At 66.2% G+C, this 23,238-nt stretch carries 22 protein-coding genes; 15 read left to right on the plus strand and 7 right to left on the minus strand.

Going from position 1 to position 23,238, the window contains the following annotated elements; genetic code table 11:
* The first annotated feature begins 2 nt into the window (after positions 1–2).
* Both U5805_RS21140 and U5805_RS21145 read left to right on the plus strand, forming a co-directional pair.
* Complete coding sequence (locus tag U5805_RS21140; protein WP_322105449.1) at positions 3–1,253, plus strand: MFS transporter; 1,251 nt, start codon at positions 3–5, stop codon at positions 1,251–1,253.
* 384 nt (positions 1,254–1,637) lie between these two features.
* Positions 1,638–1,823 carry a hypothetical protein gene (locus U5805_RS21145; RefSeq protein WP_322105450.1) on the plus strand — a complete coding sequence of 62 codons (186 nt, stop codon included), beginning with the start codon at positions 1,638–1,640 and terminating at the stop codon, positions 1,821–1,823.
* A 143-nt stretch (positions 1,824–1,966) separates the two neighbouring features.
* Here U5805_RS21145 and U5805_RS21150 read toward each other — a convergent pair whose 3' ends face one another.
* Both U5805_RS21150 and mgrA read right to left on the minus strand, forming a co-directional pair.
* A complete protein-coding gene (locus U5805_RS21150; RefSeq protein WP_322105451.1) occupies positions 1,967–2,344 on the minus strand; it encodes a hypothetical protein in 378 nt (125 codons plus the stop codon).
* Positions 2,345–2,577: 233 nt separating this feature from the next.
* Positions 2,578–3,621 (minus strand): L-glyceraldehyde 3-phosphate reductase, encoded by a 1,044-nt coding sequence (mgrA, locus tag U5805_RS21155; protein ID WP_322105452.1) that lies wholly within the window; start codon positions 3,619–3,621, stop codon positions 2,578–2,580.
* 386 nt (positions 3,622–4,007) lie between these two features.
* On the opposite strand from mgrA, the gene U5805_RS21160 reads away from it, so the two are divergent.
* The gene (locus tag U5805_RS21160) at positions 4,008–4,214 is read left to right on the plus strand and encodes a DUF3185 family protein (RefSeq protein ID WP_322105453.1); all 207 of its coding nucleotides are present in this window, start codon (positions 4,008–4,010) and stop codon (positions 4,212–4,214) included.
* A gap of 235 nt (positions 4,215–4,449) precedes the next feature.
* Here U5805_RS21160 and U5805_RS21165 read toward each other — a convergent pair whose 3' ends face one another.
* Positions 4,450–5,211, minus strand: coding sequence for a phytanoyl-CoA dioxygenase family protein (locus tag U5805_RS21165; RefSeq protein ID WP_322105454.1), 762 nt, complete (start codon positions 5,209–5,211; stop codon positions 4,450–4,452).
* 109 nt (positions 5,212–5,320) lie between these two features.
* On the opposite strand from U5805_RS21165, the gene U5805_RS31850 reads away from it, so the two are divergent.
* On the plus strand, positions 5,321–6,175 hold the full coding sequence (locus U5805_RS31850; protein ID WP_415914640.1) for a hypothetical protein: 855 nt from the start codon (positions 5,321–5,323) through the stop codon (positions 6,173–6,175).
* A gap of 132 nt (positions 6,176–6,307) precedes the next feature.
* Here the strand turns inward: U5805_RS31850 and metK are convergent, their stop codons facing one another.
* A complete protein-coding gene (metK, locus tag U5805_RS21175) occupies positions 6,308–7,495 on the minus strand; it encodes a methionine adenosyltransferase (protein ID WP_322105455.1) in 1,188 nt (395 codons plus the stop codon).
* Between the two features lie 271 nt (positions 7,496–7,766).
* On the opposite strand from metK, the gene U5805_RS21180 reads away from it, so the two are divergent.
* The 9 genes from U5805_RS21180 to hslU all read left to right on the plus strand — a co-directional run bounded on the left by U5805_RS21180 (position 7,767) and on the right by hslU (position 17,405).
* Entirely contained in the window at positions 7,767–8,651 is an 885-nt protein-coding gene (locus U5805_RS21180) for a lipid A biosynthesis lauroyl acyltransferase (RefSeq protein ID WP_322105456.1), read from the plus strand.
* 39 nt (positions 8,652–8,690) lie between these two features.
* Positions 8,691–9,557, plus strand: a complete 867-nt coding sequence (gene dapF, locus U5805_RS21185) for a diaminopimelate epimerase (protein ID WP_322105457.1) — start codon at positions 8,691–8,693, stop codon at positions 9,555–9,557.
* A gap of 198 nt (positions 9,558–9,755) precedes the next feature.
* Complete coding sequence (locus U5805_RS21190; RefSeq protein WP_322105458.1) at positions 9,756–10,451, plus strand: DUF484 family protein; 696 nt, start codon at positions 9,756–9,758, stop codon at positions 10,449–10,451.
* A gap of 109 nt (positions 10,452–10,560) precedes the next feature.
* Positions 10,561–11,481: a tyrosine recombinase XerC gene (xerC, locus tag U5805_RS21195; RefSeq protein ID WP_322105507.1), complete on the plus strand. Its 921-nt coding sequence runs from the start codon at positions 10,561–10,563 to the stop codon at positions 11,479–11,481.
* Between the two features lie 68 nt (positions 11,482–11,549).
* On the plus strand, positions 11,550–12,752 hold the full coding sequence (locus tag U5805_RS21200) for a class I SAM-dependent rRNA methyltransferase (protein WP_322105459.1): 1,203 nt from the start codon (positions 11,550–11,552) through the stop codon (positions 12,750–12,752).
* 232 nt (positions 12,753–12,984) lie between these two features.
* On the plus strand, positions 12,985–14,085 hold the full coding sequence (locus U5805_RS21205) for a GTP-binding protein (RefSeq protein WP_322105460.1): 1,101 nt from the start codon (positions 12,985–12,987) through the stop codon (positions 14,083–14,085).
* Positions 14,086–14,691: 606 nt separating this feature from the next.
* Positions 14,692–15,111 (plus strand): RNA polymerase-binding protein DksA, encoded by a 420-nt coding sequence (dksA, locus tag U5805_RS21210; RefSeq protein ID WP_027815854.1) that lies wholly within the window; start codon positions 14,692–14,694, stop codon positions 15,109–15,111.
* 383 nt (positions 15,112–15,494) lie between these two features.
* Positions 15,495–16,031, plus strand: a complete 537-nt coding sequence (gene hslV / locus U5805_RS21215; protein ID WP_322105461.1) for an ATP-dependent protease subunit HslV — start codon at positions 15,495–15,497, stop codon at positions 16,029–16,031.
* Between the two features lie 30 nt (positions 16,032–16,061).
* Entirely contained in the window at positions 16,062–17,405 is a 1,344-nt protein-coding gene (gene hslU / locus U5805_RS21220; protein WP_322105462.1) for an ATP-dependent protease ATPase subunit HslU, read from the plus strand.
* 161 nt (positions 17,406–17,566) lie between these two features.
* Here the strand turns inward: hslU and U5805_RS21225 are convergent, their stop codons facing one another.
* Complete coding sequence (locus tag U5805_RS21225; RefSeq protein WP_322105463.1) at positions 17,567–18,109, minus strand: response regulator transcription factor; 543 nt, start codon at positions 18,107–18,109, stop codon at positions 17,567–17,569.
* Positions 18,110–18,127: 18 nt separating this feature from the next.
* Positions 18,128–19,567, minus strand: a complete 1,440-nt coding sequence (locus U5805_RS21230) for an ATP-binding protein (RefSeq protein ID WP_322105464.1) — start codon at positions 19,565–19,567, stop codon at positions 18,128–18,130.
* A gap of 119 nt (positions 19,568–19,686) precedes the next feature.
* Between U5805_RS21230 and U5805_RS21235 the strand changes: the two genes are divergently transcribed.
* Positions 19,687–21,330, plus strand: a complete 1,644-nt coding sequence (locus tag U5805_RS21235) for a hypothetical protein (RefSeq protein WP_322105465.1) — start codon at positions 19,687–19,689, stop codon at positions 21,328–21,330.
* 40 nt (positions 21,331–21,370) lie between these two features.
* Here the strand turns inward: U5805_RS21235 and U5805_RS21240 are convergent, their stop codons facing one another.
* On the minus strand, positions 21,371–21,598 hold the full coding sequence (locus tag U5805_RS21240; protein WP_322105466.1) for a cysteine-rich CWC family protein: 228 nt from the start codon (positions 21,596–21,598) through the stop codon (positions 21,371–21,373).
* Positions 21,599–22,177: 579 nt separating this feature from the next.
* On the opposite strand from U5805_RS21240, the gene argB reads away from it, so the two are divergent.
* Entirely contained in the window at positions 22,178–23,077 is a 900-nt protein-coding gene (gene argB, locus U5805_RS21245; RefSeq protein WP_028203194.1) for an acetylglutamate kinase, read from the plus strand.
* The last annotated feature ends 161 nt before the right edge of the window (positions 23,078–23,238 follow it).

The raw sequence follows: 23,238 nt of genomic DNA on the forward strand, positions 1-23,238 counted from the left end.
TCGTGACTGTTTCACCGGGCGCCGACCGCCATCACGCCGCGCCCTCGACCGCCGCCGTCCCGTATATCGAGCGCGGCACGCCCGCTTTCTGGCGCGCGAGCCTCGCGCTGCTGTTCGCCGGTTACGCCACGTTCTCGCTGCTCTACTGCGTGCAGCCGCTGCTGCCCGCGTTCTCCGAAACCTTCGGCGTGAGCCCCGCGCAGTCGAGCCTCGCGCTCTCGTTCAGCACCGCCGCGCTCGCCATCGCCATTTTCGTCGCGGGCTTCGTCTCCGAAGGCTGGAGCCGGCGCGGCATGATGACGGCCTCGCTCTGCGCGTCCTCGCTGCTCACGCTCGCCGCCGCCTGCGTGCCGCACTGGCACGAGCTGCTCGTGCTGCGCACGCTCGAAGGCATCGCGCTCGGCGGCGTGCCCGCCGTCGCCATGGCGTGGCTCGCCGAGGAAATGCATCCCGAAGGGCTCGGCCTTTCGATGGGCTTGTACGTGGGCGGCACCGCCATCGGCGGCATGGCCGGGCGCGTGATTACCGGCGTCGTCACGGATCTGCTGGGCTGGCGCGTGGCCGTGGCCACCATCGGCGTGCTGGGCCTCGCTTCGATGTTCGCGTTCCGCTCGCTGCTGCCGCCGTCGCGCCATTTCGCGCCCCGGCGCGGACTCGGCTTCGCGCACCATCGCGCGGCGCTCGCGCGCACCTTCGCGCGGCCCGGCCTGCCCGTGCTGTTCGCGATGGGTTTCGTGCTGATGGGCAGCTTCGTCACGCTCTACAACTACATCGGCTACCGGCTGATCGCGCCGCCGTATCGCATGAGCCAGGCCGAGATCGGCGCGATCTTTCTCGTTTATCTCACGGGCGTGGTGGCGTCGCCGTGGTCGGGCCGCATGGCCGACATGTTCGGGCGCGGCCGCGTGCTGATCGGCGCGCTGCTGACGATGCTGCTCGGCGTCGCGCTCACGCTCTGCACGCCGATCGGCGCGATTGCGGCGGGCATCGCCTGCCTCACGATCGGCTTCTTCGCCGGGCACTCGGTCGCGAGCGGCTGGGTCGGCCGGCTCGCGCGCGAAGCGAAGGGCCAGGCCGCCGCGCTCTATCTGCTCGCGTACTACCTCGGATCGAGCGTCATGGGTTCGGCGGGCGGCCACTTCTGGACGTCGATGGGCTGGGGCGGCGTGGCCGGACTCGTGATCGCGCTGCTCGTCGCGGGCCTCGCGGGCGCGTTCGTGTTGCGTGCGCGCGAGCGCGCCGCGGCGGCGTGAGACAACGACAACGCGCGTGCCCGATGCACCGGCACGCATCGGCATGCATCGACATCGGCACGCCGCATGCTGCATCGTTTCCCAAGCGCCGGCATTCGCAATCGAAAGCACTTCGTAATCCTGAGAAAGCCGGCGCCGTAAGAGTGGAGAAGGGGTGACGACACCCGTCGTCTGCCGCACAGGCGCGTGGCTCAAGGCCTGGCGGCGGCGCGGGGAACAGGGCGTTCACGCATGCCGCATCGCCGCGCGCCGCCACGCTCGAAACCCTCACCTATACTCGATTCAGGCCCGAAGCCGCTGCGTCCTGCGCGCGATGCCGCACGCATGACGACCACAAGCACACGAATTGGTGCGACTTCGCCGCCGATAAACAAGGAGACGAGCATGCAAGGCTATTTCACTGTCGGCGATTTCGTAATGATCATCCCGATGGCGCTCGCGGGCGCGCTCTTTCTCGGCGCGCTGCCCTGCGCCACCGAATTCCGGCACAACACGTTGCGCGTCGTGGGCGCGTTGATCGGTGCGATGGTGGCCGTGGTGCTCGTCGAGGCGTTGCCGGCGCTCATGTAGCGCGCTTCGCTGCGCGAGCCGGGAGCGTCGTTCGAGGCGCGTTGATCAAAGTGCGTTGATCAAAGCGCGTTGCTTGAAGCGTGTCGATCAAGGCGCGTCGATCAAGGCGCGTCGATCAAGGCGCGTTGATCCAAGCGCGTTGATCAAGCGTCGAACGGCAACGCAAGGCCGATCGCGAGCGCACGCGCGACGCGCTCGTTCGCGCCGCGCGCGCGAAACAACTGGCCGTGAATGCCTTCATGCACGAGTCCCCAGTGAATGGGCGTGACGAGCACCACCGGAAAAAGCGTGAGCGTGAGCAGCGCCACGTGCGGCGCACGCAGCAGCAGCGGCAAGGCCGCGAGTTCGTAGACGAGCGCCGCGCACGCGAGCGCGATCAGCAAGGGATTGACGCGCGCGGCCGCGTGGCGTTCGGTGCGTTCTTTACGTTCGGTGCGTTCTTTACGTTGGGCGCGTTCTACACATTCGGTGCATTCGGCAGGTGCGGCAAACACGGGCGTTTCGGCGCTCGTCGACTCCATCGCGGGTTCCTCGCGGCTCAGGTTGCCGCGACGTTAGCAGCGACGCATGACAGCGCGAAGAACGGCCCGTTACGGCGTATTCCCGCCTGATTCCCGCTTGATTCCCGCTTGTTTCGCACACCGAACGCACAAAAAAACCGCCTCGCAAAGAGGCGGTTTCGATCGCGATTCACGATGCGAGCGCAAGAGGCGTCGCAACGATGCATCGCGTGACGTGAAGCACGCGTAGCGACTCAGATGTGCTGATCCGTCGAAGGCTTTTCCCAGAGATTGACGCCGCCTTCGGTCGCGAACCGGTCGATCTCGGCCAGTTCTTCCTTCGAGAATTCCAGGTTCTTCAGCGCGGCGACGTTCTCGCGCACCTGCTCCGCGCGGCTCGCGCCGATCAGCGCCGAAGTCACGCGGCCGCCGCGCAGCGTCCACGCGATCGCCATCTGCGCGAGGCTTTGACCGCGGCGCTGCGCGATCTCGTTGAGCTTGCGCACGTGATCGAGATTCTGCGCGCTCAGATGCTCGCCCTTGAGCGAGCCGCCGCCCGGGCGATTCACGCGCGCGTCGTCCGGCACGCCGTTCAGATACTTGTTCGTGAGCAGCCCTTGCGCGAGCGGCGTAAACGCGATGCTGCCCGCGCCCACTTCGTCGAGCGTGTCGAGCAAGCCTTGCTCGATCCAGCGGTTGAGCATGTTGTACGACGGCTGGTGGATCAGCAGCGGCACCTTGTGCTCGGCAAGCAGCGCGGCCATTTCGCGCGTTTTCTGCGGCGAATACGACGAAATGCCCACGTACAGCGCCTTGCCCTGCTGCACGGCCGTGGCGAGCGCGCCCGCGGTTTCCTCGAGCGGCGTGTCCACGTCGAAGCGGTGCGAATAGAAGATGTCGACGTAATCGAGGCCCATGCGCTTCAGGCTCTGGTCGAGGCTTGCGAGCACGTATTTGCGGGAGCCGCCGCCCTGGCCGTACGGACCCGGCCACATGTCCCAGCCCGCCTTCGACGAGATCAGCAGTTCGTCGCGATACGGGCGGAAGTCGTCGGCGAAAATGCGGCCGAAGTTGGTTTCCGCGCTGCCGTACGGCGGCCCGTAGTTGTTCGCGAGGTCGAAGTGCGTGATGCCGAGATCGAACGCGGTGCGCAGAATCTCGCGTTGAGTCGAGATCGGCGTGGTGTCGCCGAAGTTGTGCCACAGGCCGAGCGACAACGCGGGCAGCTTGAGCCCCGACTTGCCGCAAAAGCGGTACTGCATGTCTGAATAGCGTTCAGAAGCGGCTTCGTAGGCCATGGTCTGGTTCCTCGGCAAAAACGTTGGGAAAAAGCGGAAAGGCGATGGCGGGCGCTGCCGCCGATGTCGTCTCCGCCAGGGTGTAGCGGCAATCGCGCGCCGGTCTCGTCACGCCGTATTTACCGCGCCTCGATCGTGCGTCCATCGTGCCTCGACCGTGTTTCGACCGTGTTTCGACCGTGTTTCGACCGCGCCTCGATCGTGTTTCGATACGCCGTGTCTCGATCGGGTGAGGCCGCTATGTTAGCCAATCCGCGCGCGGCGTGCAGAGGCCCAGTATGCGGGACGAAGTGTTCGGCCTTCACGTTCCGCGCCGGCGGCGCGCGGTGGACGCCCGCCCAGCGCTCGCCTACACTGCGGCCTCGTTCCTATGCGGGAGGTGGTTCATGGCCAAAGTGGCTTCCATCGCGCTGATCGCCTGCGGCGTGGTTCTGCTGTACTTCGGCGGTCAGTCGTTTCACTCGTTCTCGAACGACATGTCGCGCCTCTTCACGGGCGCGCCGACCAATCGCACGATCCTGCTGATCGTGGCCGGCGCGGCCGCCACGCTCGCCGGCATCACCGGTCTCGCGCTCTCGGGACGGCGGCGATGAGTGCGGCGCGCGCGTGATTCCGTGCGGCGCGCGGGAAGCCGCGCCTCGCCAGGCCGCGCCTCGCTCGAACCGTATCGCGCGCCTGAAGCCCTATCGCACTTGACTACGCACTCGACTACGCGCTCGACTGCGCATCGCGCACGTAAAGCGTCACAGTTCGCCATCGAGCATCGAAAGCCGCTAAAAAATTGCGTCGCGCGGCACTCGCTTCGTCGCGCCGCCCGGCGCCGCGGCCTCAGAGCCTGACTTCGGGCGTCGCCGCCGAGCGCGTGCCGGGCAGCGGCACGTTGCTCGCGCCGTGGTACGTATAAACGAGCGAGAACTTCACGTCGTCGCTCTGGTTTTGTCCCGCCGAATGCAGCGTGTTGCAGTGGAAGAACACCACGTCGCCGGCCGCGAGCGTGGGCGCGAGAGCGCGGTCGATCCACGCCTGGTTCTCGGGCAGATCGGTGCGGAAGAATTTCGCGCCGTCGAAGCGCTCCGAAGTGAACGGCGCGTCGTGCGAGCCCGGCACGAACCACAGGCCGCCGTTCTCCTTCGTCTCCGGTCCGAGCGCGAGCCACACCGAAACCAGATCGTCGCGCTCGAACGACCAGTAGCGCACGTCGCGATGCCAGCCGGTCAGGCTGCCGTAGGCGGGATGCTTCGTCATCATGCAGTTGTGGTGCGCGCGCGAAAGCACCGGCTCCTCGCCGAAATACACTTCCATCCATCCCGCGATTTCCGGCGACACGGCCCATTCGCGAAAGAGCTGGTGCCGCGAATACGCGTCGAGCAGACGCCGCACCGTGTGGCCGCCCGGCGCGTCTTTCGATTGGGGCGCGCCGGGGTATCGCAAATCGGCTTCGAATTCGAGCGGCGCGGCGGCCGCGAGCAGTTGCGCCTCGGCCGCGCGCTTGATCGCCGCGCAACGCTCGGGCGCGACGAGCCCCGGCACGACCACGAAGCCGCGCTCGCGCAGCGTCCGCACCTGTTCTTTCTTTGACTGGACTGACATGGGACTTCCGTTGATGCGATCTCGATGCCTGCAAGGACCGCGGCGCGTGACGCGTCTTTCGTCACCTCGGGCGCGGCGTCGGCGCATGCCGATCCTGCGATTGTAAAGCGTGCGCGAACGGCCGGCGGCGCCGCTGGCCCGCATCGCGGCGCACCGGTGCGCGCGGGCGGTTTTCGCCGATGCCGGACCGGCGGCGCAATCGGGTACCAATCGCAATCATCGCTGCCTGAATTGCGCTGAAAAACCGCGATTTCGCTTCGCCGCACGCAAACGGCGCACGCGCACCGCGATGGCGAGAAAGGGCGCGATCGGCTGCATCGAAATCGGGCGGGGCCGGGTATTAACCGACTTTCGGGCGTCATCTTTCGCGTGTAGTCTGCGCGCATGTCGTTCCATCTCAGAAAAAAGGCATCGCACGGACGAATTGCCGCAAACGCTCGCCGCACGGCGCGCTCGCGGCGGCATCCTTGTCACGTCGCATGTGTTGCCGCGCCCGCCGGCCTGTCGTTCGCCCTCCCTTCATCGTGACGAAACCATGACAGGCACACTTGCTGCTCGACGCCCTGCGTCGCGCGAGGCGCATTCCGAAACCGCATCAACCCAGGCCATGCATACCCTTTTCAACAGCCGCAGCTTGTCCCGCGCCGCCCTCAAGGCCGCGCGTCCCGCCCGCCATGCGACCCGCGCGCTGCGCCACCACGCGGCCCGCACCCGCGCGCTCGGCGCCATGGTGCGCGACGTGAAGCCGGTCGACAGCATGCGAACGTGGTTCCACTCGTTCTTCTCCGTGCTGCGCCTGCGCGCCGGCGCGCGCCACTTTTCGCTGCGCACGCTGCTCTATCGCCCGAACGCGCCGCTGCGCTCGCTCGCCGCGCCCGCCACGGTCCACGCCGCGCGCAACACGCGCCGCCCGCGCCGCATGGGCGCGAGCAGCACGGGCTGGTTCGGATTCGCGATGCGCTGAGCGCGCGCGAACCGCCCGCGTTCGCGTCCGCCTTTTCTCGCGCCGAAAATAAAAAACCCCGCATGGGCGTGCGCCCTGCGGGGTTTGTTTCATCGCGCGCGCGGCGTTGCCGCCAGCGCGCGAGCGAACGGCTCAGGCCAGTTCGACGACCGGCTCCGTGCCGGCGGCTTCGGCCAGCGCGAGCGCGCGGTCGGTGGCTTCCCACGAGAATTCCGGCTCCTCGCGGCCGAAGTGGCCGTAAGCGGCGGTCTTTTCGTAGATCGGACGCAGCAGGTCGAGCATCTGGATGATGCCCTTCGGACGCAGGTCGAAGTGCTCGCGCACGAGCTTCGTGATGGTCGCGTCCGACACCTTGCCGGTGCCGAACGTGTTGACCATGACCGACGTGGGTTCCGCCACGCCGATCGCGTACGACACCTGGATCAGGCAGCGCGACGCGAGGCCGGCGGCCACGAGGTTCTTCGCCACGTAACGGCCCGCGTAGGCCGCCGAGCGGTCCACCTTCGACGGGTCCTTGCCCGAGAACGCGCCGCCGCCGTGCGGGGCCGCGCCGCCGTAGGTATCGACGATGATCTTGCGGCCCGTGAGACCGCAATCGCCTTGCGGGCCGCCAATCACGAAGCGGCCGGTCGGGTTCACGAGGAACTTGATGTCGCCCTTGATGAGGTCGGCCGGGAGCACCGGCTTGATGACTTCCTCGATCACGGCTTCGCGCAGCGTGCCGAGGTCGATGTCCGGCGAATGCTGCGTGGAGAGCACGACCGTGTCGATGGCGTGCGGCTTGCCGTCGACGTAGCGCACCGTGACCTGCGACTTCGCGTCGGGGCGCAGCCAGGGCAGGCGGCCGTCGCGGCGCAGGTTCGACTGGCGCTCGACCAGACGGTGCGAAAGGTGGATCGGCAGCGGCATCAGTTCGGGCGTTTCGTCGCACGCATAGCCGAACATCAGGCCCTGGTCGCCGGCGCCTTGATCGAGATTGTTGTCGTGCGCGCGGTCCACGCCTTGCGCGATGTCCGGCGACTGCTTGTCGTAGGCGACGAGCACCGCGCAGCCGCGGTAGTCGATGCCGTAATCCGTGTTGTCGTAGCCGATGCGCTTGATCGTGTCGCGCGCGACCTGGATGTAATCGACGTTGGCCGTGGTGGTGATTTCACCGGCAAGCACGACGAGACCCGTGTTGCACAGCGTTTCCGCTGCAACGCGCGAGTATTTGTCTTGCGTGAGGATGGCGTCGAGAATCGCGTCCGAGATCTGGTCGGCGACCTTGTCGGGATGGCCTTCGGAAACGGATTCGGAGGTGAAGAAATAGTCGTTTGCCACGTTTCTGGCTCCTGTAGCTGGTGACGGTTGAGTTCACGTAGCCAGCTTCGGATGCCTTGAAGCGGCGACGCTTTAGCGGATTTGCTGCCCGGCTTCCCGTGTCCGACCTGATCGGACGAGATAAACCGGCTTCGCCCCGCAAGTTGTCTATTAACTCGGCGAAGCCCTTATTATAGCGACTTCCCTAATTCGTCGCAGAGTTACGCCGCGTGCTGTCAGTCGCATCCTTCTCCTCGTTCACGCCTGCGGTACTCCGCGCTGGAGCCGCCGCATGCTAGGCAAACTCGGCTCCCGCTTCGCAATCGGCTTGCTCAAGCTGTTCGCGATCCTACCCTATGGCTTCGTTGCGCGCCTGGGCGACGGCCTCGGCTGGCTGCTCTACCAGATTCCGAGCCGCCGCAAGCGCGTCGTCCACACCAACCTGCGCCTGTGCTTTCCCGAATGGAGCGACGAGAAGCGCGAGGAAATCGCGGGCCTGCATTTTCGCCACGCCATTCGCAGCTACATGGAGCGCAGCGTCCAATGGTTCGGCTCGGCGAAGAAGCTCGAAAAGCTCGTGCAGCTCGACAGCGCCATTGATCTCACCGATCCGGACCTGCCGCCCACGCTCTTTCTCGGCCTGCACTTCGTGGGTATCGAAGCGGGCTCGATGTTCCTGAACTACTCGCTGCACCGGCCGTGCGGCTCGCTCTATCAACCGTTCTCGAACCCGGAATTCGAAGCCGCGGCGAAGGCGGGGCGCAGCCGCTTCGGCGCGGAAATGGTGAGCCGCGCCGACAGCGCGCGCGCCGTGCTGCGCTGGCTGCGCGACAAAAAGCCGGTGATGCTGGGCGCCGACATGGATTACGGCATGCGCAACTCGGCGTTCGTGCCCTTCTTCGGCGTGCCGGCTTGCACGCTCACCGCCGTCGGGCGTCTCGCCAAGGTGGGCCATGCGCAGGTCGTGCCGTTCATCGGCGAAGTGCTGCCCGATTACAAGGGTTATCGGCTGAAGGTCTTCAAGCCTTGGGACAACTACCCGACCGGCGACGACGAACTCGACGCGCGCCGCATGAACGCCTTTCTCGAAGAGCAGATTCCGCATCTGCCGGAGCAGTATTACTGGGTACACAAGCGCTTCAAGACGCGTCCGCCCGGCGAGCCGAGCGTCTACTGACGCGGCATGCCGAGCGCGGGCGTCGCTTACAATGACGGCATGAAACTCAAATTCACCAAGATGCACGGCGCGGGCAACGACTTCGTCGTGCTCGACGGCTACAGCCGGCCGCTGGCGCTCACGCCCGAACGCGTGCGCGCGCTCGCCGACCGCCATTTCGGCGTGGGCGCGGACCAACTGCTGCTGGTCGAAAAGCCTACGGTCGAGGGCGTGGATTTCCGCTATCGCATCTTCAATTGCGACGGCGGCGAGGTCGAGCATTGCGGCAACGGCGCGCGCTGCTTCGTCAAATTCGTGCGCGACCAGAAGCTCACCGCGTCGAACCGCATTCGCGTGCAAGTGCAAAAAGGCACCATCACGCTCGTGATGCAGGAGAACGGCGAAGTCGTGGTCGACATGGGCCAGCCCGATTTCGAACCGGCGCGCGTGCCGTTCGACGCGAGCGGTCTCGAAGGCCGCCGCGAAGGCAACGACACGCTGTGGCCGCTCGACGTGAACGGTGAAACACGCTGGATTTCGGCCGTGTCGATGGGCAATCCGCATGCGGTGCAGGTCGTGGACAACGTCGAGGCGTACCCGGTGAAGGCGGAAGGCGCGCTGATCGAAACTCATGCGCGCTTTCCGAACAAGGTGAACGCGGGCTTCATGGAAATCGTTTCGCGCCACGAAGTGCGGCTGCGCGTGTTCGAGCGCGGCGCGGGCGAAACGCTCGCGTGCGGCACGGGCGCGTGCGCGGCGGTGGCGGCGGGTATCCGGCGCGGGCTGCTCGACACGCCCGTCAAGGTGCGCACGCACGGCGGCACGCTCACCATCGGCTGGGACGGCGCGCGCGACGAAGCGGCCGCGCTCAGCATGGCGGGCCCGGCCGCGACCGTGTTCGAAGGCGAGATCGAGTTCGCGGATTAACGTGGCGAACCGCATGCCGCCGCGCCGCTTTTCGACGAACCGCTTTTCGACGAACCGCTTTTCGTCGCATCGCTTTTCGACGAACCGCCCGTCGAACCGCGCGACGGTTTCCTCCTGTTCGCGCGCGTGACGCTGCCCTCCGGCGAAGTCGCGCGCGCTCTTGCAACACGTTTGCAACGTATCAACGGCACCAACAACATGAACGATCGCGAAGTCGCCGACTACCTGCTCACCCATCCCGACTTCTTCGTCGAGCATGCCGAATTGCTCTCGTCGATCAAGCTCGGCAATCCGCACGGCAAGGCAGCCGTGTCGTTGCAGGAACGCCAGATGGAAATGCTGCGCGAGAAGAACAAGCATCTCGAACGGCGTCTTTCGGAGCTGCTGCGCTACGGCCACGAAAACGATTCGATCGCGACGAAGTTCGGCCGCTGGACCACGCGCGTGATCGCCGAGCGCGATCCGTATGCGCTGCCGCGCACCATCGCCCACAACCTGCGCGACGTGTTCGACGTGCCGCAGGCCGCGCTGCGCATCTGGGACGTCGCGCCCGCCTATGCCGAAGCCGATTTCGCGCGCCACACGGGCGAGGAAGTGCGCCTCTTCGCCAACAGCCTCGACACGCCGTATTGCGGCGCGAACTCCGGTTTCGAAGCCGCGCAATGGCTCGATTCGAGCGAAGGCGCCGCGCAGTCGGTGGCGATCATCGCGCTGCGCGCGCTGCCGCCAACCCAGGTCGCCACGCCCGACGGCGCCGCGCAAGCCGGCGCGTTCGGCCTGCTCGTGATGGGCTCGCCCGACCCGCGCCGCTTCCACGAAGGCATGGCCACCGATTTCCTCACGCAGATCGGCGCCCTCGCGAGCGCGGCGCTCACGCGTCTGCTCCCGCATTGACTCGCCGAGCCGCCCGATCGTGAACGCGCCCAATCCGACCGACGCCCGCGCCAACGCCCGCGCCAACACCGATACGCGCGCTCCTGCCGACGCTCCCGTCGACACCCATATCGCGGCTTACCTCGCGAGCCTCGAACACGAGCGGCGGCTTTCGGCGCATACGCTGCGCGGCTACACGCACGAACTCAGCGAACTCCAGAAGCTCGCCAACGGCCGCCCGCTCACGGCGCTCGCGCCCGCCGACGTGCGCGGCGCCGTGGCGCGCGCGCATGCGGGCGGGTTGTCCGCGCGCTCGATCGCGCACCGGCTTTCGGCGTGGCGCGCGTTCTATCGCTGGCTCGCGGGGCGCGTGGAACTCGAAGCGAATCCCGTGGCCGCCGTGCGTGCGCCCAAAGGCGCGAAAACGCTGCCGAAGGCGCTTTCCGTCGACGATGCCGCGCAGCTCATGAACGCGCCCGCGATCGGCGGCGCCGACGAAAACGGCCCCGAAGCGTTGCGCGACCGCGCGATGCTCGAACTGTTCTACTCGTCGGGTTTGCGGCTGGCCGAACTGGTCGGGCTCGACGTGCGCTACGTGAAGCGCGACGGCTACGAATCGGCGGGCTGGCTCAAGCGCGACGCCGCCGAAGTGGAAGTCCACGGCAAGGGCAACCGGCATCGCATGGTGCCGGTAGGGACCAAGGCGCTCGACGCGCTCGACGCGTGGCTCGCCGCGCGTGGCGCGTTCGTGAAGCACGACGACGCGCCGCTCTTTCTCTCCGTGCGCGGCAACCGCATGGCGCCGGGCGTGGTGCGCGAGCGCGTGAAGCGCGCCGCCATTGCCGCGGGCATTCCGGCCAACGTGCATCCGCACGTGCTGCGCCACTCGTTCGCGACGCATTTGCTGCAATCGAGCGGCGACCTGCGCGCCGTGCAGGAGCTGCTCGGGCACGCGAGCATCGCGGCCACGCAGGTCTACACGTCGCTGGACTTTCAGCATCTCGCGAAGGTCTACGACACCGCGCACCCGCGCGCAAAAAAGCGCGACTGAATGGCGGCGGCCGGCATTCACGCCGGTTTCGTCAGCAACGCGCCCGCATCAGCAGCATCGAATCCATCATGAATATCGTCACTCTCAAGCCGTCGAAAGAAAAATCCCTGCTGCGCCGCCATCCGTGGGTCTACGCCAACGCGATTGATCGCGTGGAGGGCAAGCCCGCGCCCGGCGCGACCGTCATCGTGCGCGCGGCGGACGGGCGCTTTCTCGGCCGCGCCGCGTACAGCCCGCATTCGCAGATCCGCGCGCGCATCTGGAGCTTCGACGAAAACGAGCCGATCGACCATGCATTCTTCAAGCGCCGCGTGCAGCGCGCGCTGGCCGAGCGCCGCGCGATGGTCGCGAACACCGGCGCCGTGCGCCTGATCTTCGGCGAGGCGGACGGCCTGCCGGGCCTGATCGTCGATCACTACGTCGCCGACGACGCCGGTGCGCGCCAGCAACTCGTCAGCCAGTTCATGGCGGCGGGCGTGGAAGCGTGGAAGGAAGCGATCGTCGCGGCGCTCACGCAGGTCACGGGCTGCCCGAACGTCTACGAGCGCTCGGACGTTTCGATCCGCGAAAAGGAAGGGCTCGAACAAACCACGGGCCGGCTCGCCGGCGACGAACCGCCCGAAACGATCGTGACGAACGAGAACGGCGTGCGCTATCACGTGGACGTGCGCAACGGCCACAAGACCGGCTTTTACGTCGATCAGCGCGACAATCGCGCGCTCGTGCAGACCTGCTCGCGCGAGCGCGAAGTGCTCAACTGCTTCTGCTACACAGGCGGCTTCTCGCTCGCGGCGATGAAGGGCGGCGCCACGCGCGTGGTGTCGATCGACTCGTCGGGCGAAGCGCTCGCCACGGCGCGCAAGAACGTCGAAGCCAACGGTTTCGACGCCGAACGCGCGACCTGGCTCGACGCCGACGCCTTCAAGACGCTGCGCCGCCTGCACGAAGAAGGCGAGCGCTTCGACCTCGTGGTGCTCGATCCGCCCAAGTTCGCGGCCTCGCGCGAGCATGTGGACCGCGCCGCGCGCGCCTACAAGGACATCAATCTGACCGGCTTCAAGCTGTTGCGTCCGGGCGGCTTGCTGTTCACGTATTCGTGCTCGGGCGCGATCGATTCGGCGCTGTTCCAGAAGATCGTCGCGGGCGCCGCCGCCGACGCCCGCGTGGACGCGCGCATCCTCAAGCGGCTCGGCGCGGGCGTCGATCATCCCCTGCTCACGGCGTTTCCCGAAGGCGAATACCTGAAGGGCCTGCTGTTGCAAATCGGCTGACGCGGCCCTATCTGCCGCCTTGTTCCGCTCGCCGTATTCGGCTCGTTTCGACGGCCGGCGCACGAACGCGCCGAAACGGCCGCAACGGCGCACGAACGCGCCGGAACCGGCGCGTCGGAGCGCCTCCTGCGGGCGCGGCGCAGATATGTTTCAATAGGAAGTTATGTTGTAACACTGACGGCCCGGCGGCGCGCCGGACCGCTCCCGAACGCACACTCTCCAGGCAGACAGCATGGCAACCAGCATGATTCCCGTCACCATCCTGACCGGCTTCCTCGGCAGCGGCAAAACCACGCTGCTCAAGCGCATCCTCAACGAAAAGCACGGCATGAAGATCGCCGTGATCGAGAACGAATTCGGCGAAGAGAACATCGACAACGAAATTCTCGTGCAGGACGCCAACGAGCAGATCATCCAGATGAGCAACGGCTGCATCTGCTGCACGATTCGCGGCGACCTCGCGCGCGTGCTGGGCGATCTCGCGCAGCAAAAGCGCGACGGCAAGCTCGACTTCGAGCGCGTGGTGATCGAAACCACGGGGCTCGCGAATCCGGGCCCGGTCGCGCAAACCTTCTTCATGGACAACGAGATCGCCGACACCTTCCTGCTCGACGCGATCATCACGCTCGTGGACGCCAAGCACGGCAACCATCAGCTCGACGAGCACGAAGTGGTGCAGCGCCAGGTCGGTTTCGCCGATCGCATCTTCATCACGAAGGCCGATCTCGTCGACGAAAAGGAACTCGCCGGCCTGCGCCACCGCGTGCTGCACATGAACCCGAAGGCGCAAGTCCGCCAGGTGAATTTTGGCGAAGCCGACATCAAGGAAGTGTTCGATCTGCGCGGCTTCAACCTGAACGCCAAGCTCGAAATCGACCCCGATTTCCTCGCCGAGGACGAGCACGACCACGCGCACGATCATCACGATCATGGCCACGACCACGCGCACGATCACGCCGATTGCGACCACGACCACGGCAAGTGCGCGCACGAAGGTCACGATCACGGCCATCATCACCATCACGCGCATCACGACGACAAGATCAAGTCGTTCGTCTACCGCAGCGACCGCCCGTTCGACCCGAACCGTCTCGAAGACTTCCTCGGCGGCATCCTCCAGATCTACGGCGAACGCCTCCTGCGCTACAAGGGCGTGCTCTACATGAAGGGCGTCGATCGCAAGGTGGTGTTCCAGGGCGTACACCAGATGATGGGCAGCGACCTCGCCGCCAAGTGGCTGCCGATCGAAAAGAAGAACAGCAAGATGGTGTTCATCGGCATCGAACTGCCGCAGGATCTCATCACCGACGGCCTGGACGCCTGCCTCGCCTGATTTCCGGCACGGCGCCTGCCCGCAACGCCCGGTTCGCTCGACCGGGCGTTTTCTTTTGCGTCCACGCGAGCCCGCTCCGTCCAACACGTCCTGACGGGCTTTTTCGAACCTCGCAATACGCCGTTTCGCGGCCCACCGCTCCAAATAACGTACCCGACCATCGCTTTTTCACGATTGGCGCGTTATATTTTCTGGATATCGTCCGGTTCGCAAACGGGTGAGCGAAAACCGGGCTGCGGCGGGAAATTCCCGCTTGCGGCGCGAGTTTGCGGTTCGGTTACAATACGGCCCCACTGGAAGAGCGGCACCCCGGAATCTGCGATTCCGAAGGTCGCCCCGCCGTCAGCGCATCGCGTCGCAGCGCGCTGCCGGTACGAAATATGCCTCAGAAGCACTTGAAGTCCGGTTTCCAGAGGGGTTCGGCCCCGCAGCGGCGCTTTCGGCGTCACGACAAATCATCGTCCGTGCCCGCCAGCGCGCATCACGGCGCGGTACAAGCGCCTGGCAAAGCGGTCATTGGGTAAGACCAGTGCGGCCACTGCGGGCAACACAAAAGTGCAGGCAAGATGTGCCAGTTTTGCCCCACTCATTGAAGAAGCAAGCCAGATGACGACGAAACGACTCTTGACCGAAGCCGAAATCCTGAAGATGAGCGACAAGGATTACATGAACGAGGATCAGCTCGCCTTCTTCAAGAACCGGCTCGAACAGTTGCAGGCGGAAATTCTCCGCAATGCGGGCCAGACCACCGAAAATCTGCGCGAAACCGTGATCGTTCCCGATCCGGCCGACCGCGCGACGATCGAGGAAGAGCATGCGCTCGAACTGCGCACGCGCGACCGCGAACGCAAGCTGCTGAAGAAGGTGCAGCAGTCCATCGCGCGCATCGAATCGGGCGATTACGGCTGGTGCGAGGAAACGGGCGAGCCGATCGGCATTCCGCGTCTGCTCGCGCGCCCCACCGCCACGCTTTCGCTCGAAGCGCAGGAGCGACGCGAACTGCGCCAGAAGCTGTTCGGCGACTGAGACTCGCCGCCGCGAACCTTTCGCGGCGCACGCAGCCTTCCTCGAGAAGCGCACGGGTGTCCCGTGCGCTTTTTTCTTTGCGTTTTCGCTTCCGGCGCTGCGGCCGCGACGCCTTCCGGCCGCGCCGGGCCGCGGCCTTCCGGGCGCTCGCGCGGCCTGTTTTCTGCGCATCCAGCCCTTGAACTGTCCCACGCCGCCCTAAACTTGAACCGATACGCGCGCAACGCGCCTGACAAGCCGTATCGCAGGCGCGACGCGGCCGGATTCGAGCCGGCGGCGCAAGTCGATGTCCGCGCCGCCGCCTCAACCACCAGCGCCCATCGCGCCGGGAGCGGCAGGCATCGCCTTCGCCTCGCGCGGCATCAACGCAAAAAGGAACGCACATGGAGCAATTTCACGGCACGACGATCGTATCCGTGCGGCGCGGCGACAAGGTCGCGCTCGGCGGCGACGGCCAGGTCACGCTCGGCAACATCGTCATGAAGGGCGGCGCGAAGAAGGTCCGGCGCATCTACAACGGCAAGGTCATGGTCGGTTTCGCGGGGGGCACCGCCGACGCGTTCTCGCTGCTCGACCGCTTCGAAGCCAAGCTCGAAAAGCATCAGGGCAATCTCACGCGCTCGGCCGTCGAACTCGCGAAGGACTGGCGCACCGACCGCATGCTGCGCCGTCTCGAAGCCATGCTGATCGCCGCCGACGAGCACACCACGCTCGTCATCACCGGCAACGGCGACGTGCTCGACCCCGAAGGCGGCATCTGCGCGATCGGCTCGGGCGGCTCGTACGCGCAGGCGGCGGCGCGCGCGCTGGTCGAAAACACCGACCTCTCGCCGCGCGAGATCGTCGAAAAGTCGCTCGAAATCGCGGGCGACATGTGCATCTACACGAATCACAACCGCGTGATCGAAACCATCGAGTAACGGCCTCGCCACCGACTACAAGGACTCACGATGAGCACCATGACTCCCGCCGAGATCGTCTCGGAACTCGACAAGCACATCATCGGCCAGGCGAAGGCGAAGAAGGCCGTGGCCGTCGCGCTGCGCAACCGCTGGCGCCGCCAGCAGGTCGCGGAGCCGCTGCGCCAGGAAATCACGCCGAAGAACATTCTCATGATCGGGCCGACGGGCGTCGGCAAGACCGAGATCGCGCGGCGTCTTGCCAAGCTCGCCGACGCGCCGTTCATCAAGATCGAGGCGACCAAGTTCACCGAAGTGGGCTACGTGGGCCGCGATGTCGACAGCATCGTGCGCGATCTCATCGAGATTTCGGTGAAGCAGACGCGCGAAACGGAAATGCGCAAGGTCCGCAGCAAGGCCACCGACCAGGCCGAGGACCGCATTCTCGACATCCTGCTGCCGAGCGCGCGCGCCGTGGGTTTCAGTTCGTCCGACGCGAGCGCCGCGGACAGCGACAACACCACGCGTCAGACCTTCCGCAAGCGCCTGCGCGAAGGCCAGCTCGACGATAAGGAAATCGAACTCGACGTCGAACTGCCGCAAGCGGGCATGGACATCATGGGGCCGCCGGGCATGGAAGACATGACCGAGCAGATCCGCTCGATGTTCGCGAACCTCGGCGGCGGCAAGAAAACGCGCCGCAAGGTGAAGGTGAAGGAAGCGCTCAAGCTCCTCACCGACGAGGAAGCCGCGAAGATGCTCAACGACGAAGAGGTCAAGCAGAAGGCCGTGCAGAACGTCGAACAGAACGGCATCGTGTTTCTCGACGAAATCGACAAGATCGCCTCGCGCAACAACGAAGGCAGCGGCGGCGAAGTCTCGCGCCAGGGCGTGCAGCGCGATCTGCTGCCGCTCGTGGAAGGCACCACCATCAACACGAAGTACGGCATGGTCAAGACCGACCATATCCTCTTCATCGCGAGCGGCGCGTTCCATCTTTCCAAGCCCAGCGATCTGATTCCCGAACTGCAAGGCCGTTTCCCGATTCGCGTCGAACTCGACTCGCTCTCCGTGAACGACTTCGAAGCCATTCTGGTCGCCACCGACGCAAGCCTCGTGAAGCAGTATCAGGCGCTGCTCGCGACCGAGGACGTGCAGCTCGATTTCGCCGACGACGGCATTCGACGTCTCGCGGAAATTGCCTTTTCCGTGAACGAAAAGACCGAGAATATCGGCGCGCGCCGTCTTTACACGGTGATCGAAAAGCTGCTCGAGGACGTGTCGTTCGCGGCCGGCAATCACGCGGGCCAGAGCGTGACTGTGAACGCCGCCTACGTCGACCGCGCGCTGGGCGAAGTCGCGCAGGACGAGGATATGTCGCGTTACGTGCTCTAACGCGCGAGCTTGCCGCCGCATGAAGAAAGGGACCCGCGCGGGTCCCTTTTTCGTTTCCTTTTTCGTTCATGCCGCAGCGGCGATCGCGCGCGCGCCGAAGCGTTCCGGGGCGCGGCTCATTGCCGGCTCATTGCCGGCTCACTGCCGCCTCACTGCATGGCTCACTGCCGCACGGGCCGCTTCGCGAGCTTGCGCTGCAAGGTGCGCCGATGCATGTTGAGCGCGCGCGCCGTGGCCGAGATGTTGCCGTTGTGTTCGGCGAGCACGCGCTGAATGTGCTCCCATTCGAGCCGCGCGACGGAAAGCGGCGCCGGATGCTCGATGGCCTCTTCGGCCTGGAGCGAGCTCGCGTCGCTTTGCAGCGCCGAGAGAATCATTTCGACGTTCGCGGGCTTGGCGAGATAGTTGTCGGCGCCGTCCTTCACCGCCTGCACCGCCGTGGCGATGCTCGCGTAGCCCGTCAGCACCAGCATGCGCGCGTCGGGCTGAAGATCGCGCAGCGGCGCGATGAGCGAAAGGCCCGAGTCGTTGCCCAGATGCAGATCCACCGTGATCTGCGCGAACTTCTGCTGGTTCGCGAAGCGGATCGCCTCGTCGGCGTTGTGGGCCTGCTGCACCTGAAAGCCGCGCCGCGTGAGGCCGCGCGCCAGGATGTCGGAAAACACCTCGTCGTCGTCGATAACCAGAAAACTCATGTCGCTCATGCCTGTTGCTCCGTGTTGTTAGGCGGCATCGGGCCGAGCCGGCCCCTCGCCCGATCTCATTCCCGAACCGGCGGCCACGCTTTCGCGCGGCGCCGCGTTCGCCCCATTCGTTTCCTGTGCGCTCGCCTCGAGCGGCTTCGCCGGTACGCGCAGCACCGCGCGCGTGCCGCGCGGCTTGCGCGCTCGCGCCGCCGCGCCGCTCGCCGGGTTCGGCGCGCCCGGCGGGTTCGCCGCGCTCTCCGCGCCCGCGTCGCTCTCGCCCGCGACATCGGCCAGCTCGATCGAGCCGCCCAGCCGCGCCGCCGACGAAAACGCGAGGTACAGCCCCACGCCGTGACCGCCCTGGGTGCTGTCCACGGGCGCGGCGCCCAGCGAGGCGCGCAGCGAAGCCGGAATGCCGGGCCCCGCATCGCAAACTTCGAAGTCCAGATTGCCCGCGCGCGGCGACGCGAACGCACGCAACGTAACGAAGTCGCGGCTCGCGCGCGCGGCGTTGTCGAGCAGGATCGTGAGGATCTGGCCGACGGCCACGGTGTCGTCGAGGCTCAAGTCGGCGGGCGGTTCGTCCAGCAGTTCGAATTTGACGTGAGGATGGCGCAGGCGCCATTGTTCGACGAACGGCCCGAGCCATTCGCGCACGCCCTGGCGGCTGCCCGCCGACGACGCGCGGCTGCGCAGGCGCGCGAGCGCCGAGGTGCAAAGCGTGATCTGCTTGTCGAGCAGTTCGAGGTCGGCGCCGTAGGGCGCGAGGCCCTTGTCGGTGAGCGCGACGTCGCGCAGTTCCTCGGTGAGCATCGCGATGGTCGAAAGCGGCGTGCCGATCTCGTGCGCGACCGTGGCCGCCTGCACGCCCAGCGCCACCGCGCGCTCGTCGCGCAACAGGCGCTGCTGGGCGTCGCCGAGCGCTGTGTCACGTTGACGCAGCGCGCGCGACATGCGCGCCACGAACCACACGATCAGGCCCACGCTCACCATGAAGTTCACCCACATGCCGGCGCGGTAGTAGTCGAACAGGTTCGCGGGATTGTCGAGATTGAGCGGCACGCTGTCGAAGCCGAGCAGCACGTAGCAGGCCACGGCGAAGGTGGCGAGCCACGCGGTGAGATACCACGGCAGCACCGCCGCCGCGATCGCGAGCGAAGGCAAATAGAGCGAGACGAACGGATTGGTCGTGCCGCCCGAGAGAAACAGCAGCGCGGAAAGCGCGCCCAGATCGACCCAAAGCTGGCCGAACAGTTCGAGATTGGATTCGGGGCGGTCCTGCGTGACGCGCAGCCAGGTGACGCCGTTGAACGCTACTTCCATGGCGATCACGAACAGCATGGCGGGCAACGGCAACTGCACGCCGATAAAGAGCTGCACGAAGGCGATCGTGCAGAGCTGGCCGATGATGGCGAGGCTGCGCAGCCAGAACAAATGGCTCAGATTAACGCGAGCACTCACGGTTATTCGATGCATGAGGGTCAGTTTACCGGTTAAGACTTGTCTGATTCATCATCTTGAAAAGCTTTGCTTCAATCTAGGTCATCCGCTAACTACATAGAACGCGGCATTTTCTGACAAAGGCTGAAGACTCCATGTTCCCGTCCTCGCACGAAGCGCTCGCGCCCATCCATGCGCTCTTTCTCGATTTCATCGACGACGCCGCCGACGAAGCTTCAACGCATTGCGCCGACGCCGCGCGCTCCATGCCGGACCGTGTGCGCGCCGCGCTGCGCGCGCTCGACGACGACACGCTCGCGCTGATCGCTTCGAATGCGCGGCAAAGCACGCTGGCCGACGAGGCCATTCGCATCACCGCCGCCGTGACGCGCCTCGCGCCGGAGCGCGCCGCCGCGTGGTTCGCCGCCGGTCTTGCGCTGCAATTCGCCAACCGGCACGCGGACGCCGTGCAACCTTACCGCCGCGCGCTCGCCATCGCTCGAAAGTTTCCTAATCTGCGAAACAATCTCGCTACTGCTTTGATACAAATCAAATCAGATGGCAATGAAACCCTGGCATTGCTGAACGAAACCGTCGCCGAGGAACCGGGCAATGCTAACGCGTGGATCAATCTTGCGCGTGTGCAACCCGTCGACACCGACATCGCGCGGCCGCTCGAGGCGTCGCGCCGCGCGCTTGCGCTGGAGCCGAACAGCCCGCTGGCGCTCAACAACCACGCGCTGGTCTGCAAGGAAGCGCAGTTGTGGGACGAAGCCGAGCGCGCCGCCCGTCTCGCCTGCCAGTATGCCCCCAACGATGCCTCGCAGCGCGTGAACCTGGCGATGACTCAACTCATACACGGCAACTATGCCGAAGGCTGGGCGGGTCACGAAATGCGCTGGCTCGGCTCGAGCGAGCTGGCCTCGGGGCGGCCAGTGTTCCCCAAGCCCGAGTGGCGCGGCGAGCCGCTCGCGGGCCGCACGCTGCTCTTGTGGGGCGAGCAGGGCATGGGCGACCTGTTGCAGTTCGCCCGCTATGTGCCGATGCTCGCGGAGCGCGTGCATCGCGAGGGCGGCCGGCTGGTCTGGAATTCGTTTCCGCAGATGGGCGCGCTGCTTTCGCGCAGCCTCGGCGGCCATTGCGATCTCTACTGCGCGGGCGGTCCCGTCGAGTCCCTGCCGCCCTACGACTGCGAAATCTCGCTGCTGAGCCTGCCGCTGCTGTTCGGCACCGTGGACGCGACAATTCCGGGTCCCGCCGGCTATCTCCAACCCGATGCGCAGGCGGCGGCACGCTGGCGCGAACGGCTTGCCGGCGAAAAGCGGCTGAAGGTCGGGCTCGCGTGGACGGGCAGTCTCGCGCACAAGCGCAATCCGTTCCGGCGCGTCGGGCTGGATGCCTACGCGAAGCATTTCGGCGCGCTGGGAGACGTGGCGTTCTATTCGCTGCAACCGGGTGCCGAAGCCGATGTCGCGGCCGCGCGCGCGGCGGGTTTCGAGGTGGCGGATTTCAGCGCGGAATGGCGCACTTTCGACGAATCGGCGGCGTTCGTCGAGTCGCTCGATCTGGTGATTTCGGTGTGTACGTCGATGGCGCATCTCGCGGGCGCGATCGGCAAGCGGACGTGGGTGCTGCTCGACGTGAATCCGCATTGGGTCTGGCAGCTCGAACGCGCCGATAGCCCGTGGTATCCGAACACCACGCTGTATCGGCAGGAAACGTTCCGCAAGTGGGATCCGGTGCTCGCGCGTGCGGGCGCCGATCTCGCCGCGCTCGCGCAGGCGCATCGCGCGGCCTAGGCCGCGTTGCAGGCGCCTTGACGGTCGAAATGGGGACGAATCAGACCCGGCGCGGCGGCGCGGCGTCGGCCGCGGGCGCGGCGGCTTCGGCGAGGCACTCGGGGCACAGGCAGCGCCCGCGCGGGTCCAGCCGGTTCGCGGGTAACGCGGGCAGCGCCTTGCACCAGCAGTCGAAGGGTTCGGTGAGGCGGCCGCAGTCGAACGCGGCGCCGCAGCGCGGGCAACGAACGCTTTTCAGGGCGTCGGCGGAAGTGCGGGGAGCCGTCATGGCGTGCTCGTGAACGAGACGATATGCGGAAATGATGCCACAGGGGCGATGCCGCGCCCGTCCGGCCGCAGGGCGGCGCGGCTTGCGCCGTCGATTTAGGGCGATGGATCGGGGCGTTGAATCAGCGACGAATTGGGCCGTCGAATCGAACCTTCGAATCGGGCCGTCGAATTGGGCCGTTGAATTGGGCCGTTGAATTGGGCCGTTGAATTGGGCCGTTGAATTGGGCCGTTGAATTGGGCCGTCGAATCGAGCCGCCGAATCGGGCCGCCGAATCGGAGCCATCAAATCCGCCACGAATTCCCGCTTGCCGCCGCCTCCACACGCCGCCGTTTTCGTCTCGTTTTCGTCACATTCCCTCGCGTATTCGCGGCCTTCGCAGCGCCCTCGCCGCCGCGCGAACGCGCCTGTTGCGCCCGCGCTTCGCCGCGCGGCGCTTTTCCTGCTGCGCCGCGACAGTCCTGTACAATCCGGCCTGTTTCAACGGTTTTCGCCCGCGCTTTTCTTTCGCCACTCCAGTCCGCGAGTGCGCGCGCGAGTTTCGTCCGCCCTTCGTCCGTTTTCGCTAGCCCCGCCGCCATGTCCGAGCCTATCGACCTTTCGCAGATCGCGCCCACCCTGAAAGCCGAAATTCTGGCCGAAGCGCTGCCGTATATCCGTCAGTACCACGGCAAGACCGTCGTCATCAAATACGGCGGCAACGCCATGACCGAAGAACGGCTCAAGCAGGGCTTCGCGCGCGACGTGATCCTGCTCAAGCTCGTCGGCATCAACCCGGTCATCGTGCACGGCGGCGGCCCGCAGATCGACACGGCGCTCAAGAAGATCGGCAAGCAAGGCACCTTCATCCAGGGCATGCGCGTCACCGACGAAGAAACCATGGAAGTCGTCGAGTGGGTGCTCGGCGGCGAGGTGCAACAGGACATCGTCACGCTCATCAATCATTTCGGCGGCCACGCGGTCGGCCTGACCGGCAAGGACGGCGGCCTGATTCACGCGCGCAAGCTGATGATGCCGGACCGCGACAACCCCGGTCAGTACATCGACATCGGCCAGGTCGGCGAAGTCGAGGCGATCAACCCGGCGGTCGTGAAGGCGCTCCAGGACGACGCGTTCATTCCGGTGATCTCGCCGATCGGCTTCGGCGAAGACGGCCTCTCGTACAACATCAACGCCGACCTCGTGGCGGGCAAGCTCGCGGTCGTGCTGAACGCCGAAAAGCTCGTCATGATGACGAACATTCCCGGCGTGATGGACAAGGCGGGCAATCTGCTCACCGATCTTTCCGCGCGCGAGATCGACGCGCTGTTCGAGGACGGCACGATCTCGGGCGGCATGCTGCCGAAAATTTCGTCGGCGCTCGACGCGGCCAAGAGCGGCGTGCGCTCGGTACACATCATCGACGGCCGCATCGAGCATTCGGTGCTGCTCGAAATCCTGACCGAGCAGCCGTTCGGCACGATGATCCGCTCGCATTGAGCGACGCGGCAGGCGCGGCGGTTTTTCGCGAAGCTGCGAGCAGCGGCCGTGCGCACCGGATCGCGCCATTGAGCGCCCGGCGCCGTCGTCCTGCCGGTCTGCGGCCGCCGTCCGGCCGCCTTCTTCAACGCGCGACGCGCGAGCCGGCAGAACCCGCAGCC

The sequence above is a fragment of the Paraburkholderia sp. J41 genome, from assembly GCF_905220235.1.
Classification (GTDB): domain Bacteria; phylum Pseudomonadota; class Gammaproteobacteria; order Burkholderiales; family Burkholderiaceae; genus Paraburkholderia.